Source organism: Nostoc sp. FACHB-190 (genome assembly GCF_014696905.1).
In the GTDB taxonomy this organism is placed as follows: Bacteria; Cyanobacteriota; Cyanobacteriia; order Cyanobacteriales; family Nostocaceae; genus Nostoc_B.
Genome location: NZ_JACJQW010000091.1, coordinates 1 through 6,995 on the forward strand (window position 1 = coordinate 1; position 6,995 = coordinate 6,995).

Here is a 6,995-nt window from a genome sequence, read left to right on the forward strand (position 1 = left end):
CAGGTTGTACATCAGCTGCTCTCGCAGTTCGGAATTAAAATTGCATTTCGTTGGTCGAGGTTTGAGCCGGGTTTTGAAAAGCAGAAAATCAAAGTCTGCCGACTTGATGCTGAAGTATGGCATAGCCTAATGTCCGTTTTAGAGAGACGTGCCACACGACGCGAACAACTTCCGAATCATGGTGAATTGTCTGGATCTGGTATGCCTTTTAATACTAAAAATACTCTGGGAGATCCAAACCAACTTGAACCCAAATCTATTGCTATTAAACTAATTGGCTGTGTTGTGACAGTTGTTGGAGTTGACGACCAATTCCAGGTTCAGAGCTTGACACTAGACAATAGAGCTAGATGCCATAACTTAACTAACAATGCTGTCATTTTGCATGACATTTCTGAACTTATACCAGTAGATGGAATGTGAAATCAACCCTAGAAATTATTGAATTAATATAGACACTCAATATTTAATTGCAGTGCTGTTCATTGTCGTCTTTAATTTGACTCATTCCCTGATTCCTCTAATTTTTGCGCTATGGCATACAAGACATCTACTGACAGTGAATGAACGTTATTAGTCCGCAGATATTCTAAATTTGCTTGTCGAACACGTTCTCGTGCGGTAGGCTCAAGTTGGTCGATTGTACCCCTGAATCCCCCACCCAAAACGATTGTCCACCAATCTTCTGCGCTAGTCAGTTCATGAGTGCCTAGTTCTTCAAAAACCTCAACCTTTGTCGCGCCACCTGCTTCTAGTAGTGCTTGCAGCGAAGCCGGATCTGCAATCCTATCCCACGGTGTAAAACTCCGATATAAATCCGGGCGTTCAGCCTTAATCCCATCCCAGAATATGTGATTACCCGGTTCAAAAACCTTCTTTCCCCAAGAGGTAATCGCTAGTTTTCCACCAGGGCGAACCATCCGCCAAAGTTCTTGAACTGCTGCCACCATATCAGGAACAAAGAAAATCCCGAAAACACAAACAACCGCGTCAAAGCTTGAAGATGTTAAACCTAAATTCTCAAAATCCCCAGAGCGAAACTCGATATTATCAAGACCTTGAAGTTGTGACTTATGACGCGCCAGTTCCAGCAGAGATTCAGCAATATCTATCCCTAAAACTCGACCATTAGAGCCTACACATACTGCTGCTGTCATTGCAGAAGCACCAGTTCCACAACAAACATCCAATACGAAATCGCCCTGATTCAATGAGAGCCGCTCAATGGTTTTTCGACCAAAACGATTCCAGAAAGATAAAGCCGGAGCATCAAAATAATCAGAGGCAGTATTAAAAATTGTTTTTGTTTTTGCTAGTGCCTCTTCTCGGTTAATCATTAATTGCACCTACTCCTTGTCTGAAATAGTTAGCTGTTTATATTTCATCATCACTGTAAATTTTCGGCACAAAAGTTAACCTGTTTGGGTAGCTAGGATGTTCTGGTTTCTCCTCTGACTCCTTAGCTGTTGTTTTCTTTCTCTTAGTAGTTTTATTTTTTGAATCATCAGATTGTTCAGTTGTAGAGGGCAATGAACTAGACGAACCATCACCATCAGCAATCTCTTGTGAGGTCGATTCATCAGATGACTCAAGAGAATTATCACCTGATTTATGAGCAACTGCTGTCAAAGCTTTTTTATGAAAATTCTTAATTCCACTGGCCGCTAGTTCAATCCCATGCCCCTGGAATACCTCAGCAACGTCCGAATAATCATAACCAGCGTCCAACATATCCTGAATAGGTTGAGCCAAAGTTTTGACTAACTCATCCAGACTGATAGTTTTAGGAGAAGCAGCTTTCTGTTTGAGACTAGATTGGATATCTTCTACCTTAGATAAAGGAACAGCTTTGGGTTTGCGGGGCATAGTCAGCACTAGTAACAAATTTCTTCATTGTAAAAAAGAGCTAGACACAGAAACTTTAAGATTCTTGTCGATGTGAGCCGGAACAACAAAAAAAGGTTATTTCGTAAGAACAGTAGACCCGGTTAAAAAGACCTGTTATCACGCTGTAATGATTCTGGTGTAACACCCTAATCACAACAGCACTCGCGTCCTATTTGCCTCATGAGTGGCGCAGACTCGGTTCGCTAAGTAAGTTGGACTCCGCCCAGGCTTGCCTATGGCTCCCCCGACGGGGGAGCCATAGGCAAGCAATACGCCTTAACGCGCTCCGCGCTGCTTTTACCTGCGGTAAAAGAGGCGTTCATTGCTTGTTGGGGGTGTCCCCCAAACCCCCTTTATACAGGTATTGTCAAGGGGTAAATCAGTCCAAAAGTTCCGGGTGATTCGCCTACCTGCTCGGCACTTCGTGCCATAGCAGCTACAGCGAATCACCCGGTTAAAAAAGAAAAATTCAGATAGATAAATGCCTAGTTATGCAAACAGACCCCCGCACCAATTTAAGTAACCAACTAGCAGACGCATTAAATAATCGGACAGTAGAGGCAGATACAAAGCGAGAAATAACCATTACCTTTAGGGTAAGCACTGCTGAAAAAACTAGGCTAGAACAACGGTGCAATGGAGTGGTGCAAAGTGACTATATAAGAGCGAGATTATTTGATTACCCTTTACCCCAACCAAAACTGACTATCCCTGAAGTCAACAGACAAACAATCTACGAACTAAAAAAAATTGGTAACAACCTCAACCAACAAACCAGAGCCATCAACGAAACAGTAAAAATTGGTAGCCAACCTCTCACCCGTGAAGTAAAGGAATACCTGCAAACAATCAAAGAATTAACTGCCCTATTAGAACAAACTCACGCCAGCTTATCTCAACCAATAGCAGAAGAGGATTAGCGAAATGATTACCAAAATCAAAGCCAATAAATCATTTCGCGGCACTACTAAATACGTACTAGAAAAAGAGAAAGCCCAGATTATTGGCGGGAATATGTACGGGATAACCACCGATAAATTAGTAGAACAATTCACCCTATCAGCCCACCTTAACCCCCAACTAAAAGACCCCTGTTATCACCTCATGCTCAGTGTACCGAAAACTGACAGAGATTTAAATGATGACGAATTAGCTAATCTTTCTCAACGTCACTTTGCAAATGTCATTGTGCTATCACGGCTAAAAGGAGAAGAAGCCCAAGTCAAACAACCTGATAAAAGGATATCTGACACCAAACTAAACCAGCTAGTTGATGAATTTATAGAAACAGAATTACCAGCCTATGACTTTTTTATAGCCCGACACTCAGACAAAAAACACGACCACACCCACATTGTTGCATCCAGAGTTAATAACCTAGACGGTAAATCAATCCGCACCTGGAATAATTACGCTTACTCAGAACACTCAGCCCGACTATTAGAGCGAGAATTTAACCTCACACCAGTGCAGAGTAGCTGGGAGAGTAAACGTAAAGCCATGACTCGCAATCAATTAGAACGAGTAGAGCGTGATGGGCTTCCAGGCGAAGAAATAATGCGCCGAGCGATTGAAAAAGTGGCAGTGAATAAACCAAAGATGCCAGAATTTATTGAGCGATTATGGTCAGAGCATCAAGTCAAAGCCATCGTGAGTTATTACAGTCAAGGCGGAGTCAGAGGCATTAAGTTTGGTATTGATGTCGGCTCAGTTAATGAAGATGGTTCGCCCCGACTACTTTGGAAACAGGGAGGTAATCTCAATAAATATAAGTGTTCTTTCGCCAAACTACAGACAGAATTAGGGATAAGCTACGACCCCCAAAGGGACGATAACGAGATTAAACGCTTAAATAAATTCTTAGAATCTGTAAATAATCAACCTAATAATCAGCAGATAATATCTACTATATCTGCTGCTAATTATCCAGTTATAGCTGAAATTAATCCCCAGATTTATCCGGCATCATCAGAGGTATATCAGCCGGAGAGCGTTGCTCCACCATTAGTAGAACAATCAGAAAAGCGTCAGTTATCACAGAAAGCTATCAACGCAATCGCTGAGTTTATAGACTCTTCATCTGTTGAGTCAGTTCTAGATGAAGCATTACCATCAGTCAGCCAGTCACTTGAGCAATATCAACACTCTTTAGCCGAAATTACCGCTACTTTAAACGACCTAACAGCAGTAATAAATCAAGTAGAAAAAGACCGACTATCACAGAAGGCTATCAACGCAATAGTTGATTTTATAGACTCTTCATCTGTTGAGTCAGTTTTAGCTGAAGCATTACCATCTGTGAACCAGTCACTTGACCAATATCAGCAATCTTTAGCCGAAGTTTCCGCCACTTTTAACCAACTACAAGTAGCATTAACTCAAGCAGACAAACACCAACTATCTCAGAAAGCAATCAACGCAATAGCTGAGTTTATTGAACAGTCAACTATTGAGTCGGTTCTAGAGGAAGCATTACCATCTGTAATTAAAGAGCTTGAGAAGTATCAGCAGGAATCAGCTAAAATTACCACCACTTTTGAGGAACTAAAAACAGCAGTAAATCAAGCTGAAAAACACGAACTATCGCAGAAAGCAATCAACGCGATAGCTGAGTTTATTGAACAGTCAACTATTGAGTCTGCACTGGTGAAATTACTGCCTGTACTCAAAGAGCTTTCTGAATCTCAGTCAGATACAATCATTAAACCACTATCCCAAATAGTAGAAAAATTCAATCAACTGCCAAAGTTATTACCGAGTGAAACTCAGACCTTAACCCCTCCTAAACCAAAGCTAAAAGAGGAGCTAAGAGCCAAGTTATACAACTATTACAGTGCAGACCTGCAAAATCTATTAGTGACTGACCGAGACAAAGAAATTGCTACAAGGGCATTACTAGATAATAAACCAGTCCAAGATATAAAAGAAATTCTCCTAGCTAGTCCTGCCGGATGGACTAATGATGAAGCTAAAGCATTAGTGCTAATCGCTCAAAATAAACTGGCATCCAGACACTCTCAATCACAACAGCAACTCGACGATAAACAGCAGTTACAGTCGGAATATTTAGCTATAGCTGTACCTGTTGCCGTGGAATTAATCAACTGGCAGTTCAAAGAAAATGGTGAGAATAGCTTGAGATTTAAACGTGCAACACTCTCAAAACAAGGAAAAGAATTAGTATTTACCCATGATGAACGCGGTGAAATCTTTCGCCTGAAAGTCAACAGAAATCAGTCGGGTGAGCTTGAGTATTCAGCAATTAATGTGGGAAAATTAGGAACAGAAGATATAACATTTTGGCATGATGCCGAGCGGCTATTGCAATCAATAATAAAACAACAGCAACAATCAATAAAACCAAGTAAAGGAATGTCCCGTTAGCCTGACCAGATGAATAAATTGAACAAACCAACGATACCCAATGAAATATGGCAGAATATGAAAGGTATATTGCTGACATATTTTTCATTCAATAAACATTAAGAAGAGGCAATTTACTGGGATTGGGGAGCAGAAATTTCAGGTGAGCATAGAGGCATAGGTAATGGGTGAAGGGGTAGATATAGCGTCGCTGACACTGAGTGCAAACTAAACCGTATAGTTTAAAAAACTGCTAGTGTTTAGAGGCGAATTTTTATTCTAAAGTCTTATCCAGCAGGGGGTTAAAGCGTTTGACCTGATGGGGCGATCGCCAGTGGGAGATACTTGCAATGTCAGGATCATTTTTTGCCTGTTTTCTACCCCAAAGAATAGATAATACTTTGGGGTAGAAAACGAAAATTTTCGCCTATAAACCTTTGTTTAAAAGGGTTTCAGACTATGAGATTCAAGCATAAGCTCCTGTTTTTTAGGGGAATAATTGTAACTAAAGTTAATAAATACTATTCTTTGGGGATACCTAACAATTCAATTACACGAAAATATCTTTTTCTCTCTGAAATTCCTAACTATTGAATTTTAGCTTGTTCTAAATAATTGCTAATACTTACCTCCGTAAAAAGTCCTTGGCTGCTAATAGTATTTGATAAACTTTGCATAGTTATATGCTCACCCTCAGCTATTGTTGAGTATCCAAAAGCTTCAGCCTCAAGATAAGCGCAGAAAGTTTCCTCTACTGACCAATCTAATATTGTTTCGTATAGAACTGACATACCATAGTCAATTGAATGAGGATCACCAGGAAGCAGACGAACTGCAAATTTGGCAAGATTTCTGCTTCTTTTTAATGCTTCCCATCCCCCAACTTCTTTACGATTCCATACTATCTTAGCTGTTTCTCGAAGGTAATCTGGGGATATTTTCGCAAGCCGTCCCCATATTCCAGGAGACTCACTTTCATCCATATAACGTGAGAAGGCTTCTCCATTTGGTACTGAATATAAAAATTTATTTAAATTTGATATGGTTTCTATTTTTCCTACAGGTGTATGGATACAATTACAAAACTTTCCTGTACCAAAACGACTCCGTACTTTACTTTTGATACGACTACACTTTTGTTCAACATTATCGCTAGTTACAATAATTACTTCTGATAAGCCAGATGTCATATACAGAAAGCTAAATTCCTGGCTTATTAAATATTTATTGCAACCAAATTTTGGCCAAATGTCTAGTACATCATTATGCTGTAGTTTTAGGGAGTAACTAAGCACTTCTTCTAATTGAAATTCCTGGATTAGTTCATAAATATAGGTGCGGATAATTTCTGAATTATATCCGTCTGGTTTAATTAAAATGACGCTTTGATCAAAGCTACTTTCATCACATCTTAATTGCTCTTTAGTCATCTCAGCCTCCTAAATTAGACAATGTCATTTAAAAATATAAAAAAATATTATATTTTGTTACATATCATTAATATAAAAATATTCTATGGCATATGCATATATTTATGTATCATTAATATGTAAAGCTAATTTAGATTTACTAGTCGTTACCTTTATCTTGTGGTTTCCCTTTCTTTTTTGCTACCCCATCTCACATAAGGCGTATAGAACCCATTTGGGATCTAGTATACTGATAAAATAACAGTATGTTTTGTCACTTATGTATTTAAGCAGTTTAACAGATGAAGAGTGGCTAATTATTGAACCATTATTACC

At 39.4% G+C, this 6,995-nt stretch carries 6 protein-coding genes; 3 read left to right on the forward strand and 3 right to left on the reverse strand.

Going from position 1 to position 6,995, the window contains the following annotated elements:
- A partial coding sequence (locus tag H6G28_RS36615) for a hypothetical protein (protein ID WP_206758280.1) occupies positions 1-423 on the forward strand: 423 nt, incomplete at its 5' end.
- Positions 424-494: 71 nt separating this feature from the next.
- Here H6G28_RS36615 and H6G28_RS35885 read toward each other — a convergent pair.
- Positions 495-1,337: a methyltransferase domain-containing protein gene (locus tag H6G28_RS35885; protein ID WP_190678070.1), complete on the reverse strand. Its 843-nt coding sequence runs from the start codon at positions 1,335-1,337 to the stop codon at positions 495-497.
- A 37-nt stretch (positions 1,338-1,374) separates the two neighbouring features.
- Positions 1,375-1,866, reverse strand: coding sequence for a hypothetical protein (locus H6G28_RS35890; RefSeq protein WP_190678073.1), 492 nt, complete (start codon positions 1,864-1,866; stop codon positions 1,375-1,377).
- A 512-nt stretch (positions 1,867-2,378) separates the two neighbouring features.
- Here H6G28_RS35890 and H6G28_RS35895 point away from each other — a divergent pair.
- Together H6G28_RS35895 and H6G28_RS35900 are read left to right on the forward strand one after the other, a co-directional pair.
- A complete protein-coding gene (locus H6G28_RS35895; protein WP_190678076.1) occupies positions 2,379-2,807 on the forward strand; it encodes a plasmid mobilization protein in 429 nt (142 codons plus the stop codon).
- Between the two features lie 4 nt (positions 2,808-2,811).
- A complete protein-coding gene (locus tag H6G28_RS35900) occupies positions 2,812-5,271 on the forward strand; it encodes a relaxase/mobilization nuclease domain-containing protein (protein ID WP_190678080.1) in 2,460 nt (819 codons plus the stop codon).
- Positions 5,272-5,837: 566 nt separating this feature from the next.
- Here H6G28_RS35900 and H6G28_RS35905 read toward each other — a convergent pair.
- Positions 5,838-6,680 (reverse strand): hypothetical protein, encoded by an 843-nt coding sequence (locus H6G28_RS35905; protein WP_190678083.1) that lies wholly within the window; start codon positions 6,678-6,680, stop codon positions 5,838-5,840.
- Positions 6,681-6,995: the final 315 nt, after the last annotated feature.

Excerpts from the sequence above, each read along its gene's own strand:
- H6G28_RS35890 (WP_190678073.1), bottom strand. The coding sequence starts at position 1,866 with ATGCCCCGCAAACCCAAAGCTGTTCCTTTATCTAAGGTAGAAGATATC.
- H6G28_RS35895 (WP_190678076.1), top strand. The coding sequence starts at position 2,379 with ATGCAAACAGACCCCCGCACCAATTTAAGTAACCAACTAGCAGACGCA.
- H6G28_RS35905 (WP_190678083.1), bottom strand. The coding sequence starts at position 6,680 with ATGACTAAAGAGCAATTAAGATGTGATGAAAGTAGCTTTGATCAAAGC.
- H6G28_RS35900 (WP_190678080.1), top strand. The coding sequence starts at position 2,812 with ATGATTACCAAAATCAAAGCCAATAAATCATTTCGCGGCACTACTAAA.
- H6G28_RS35885 (WP_190678070.1), bottom strand. The coding sequence starts at position 1,337 with ATGATTAACCGAGAAGAGGCACTAGCAAAAACAAAAACAATTTTTAAT.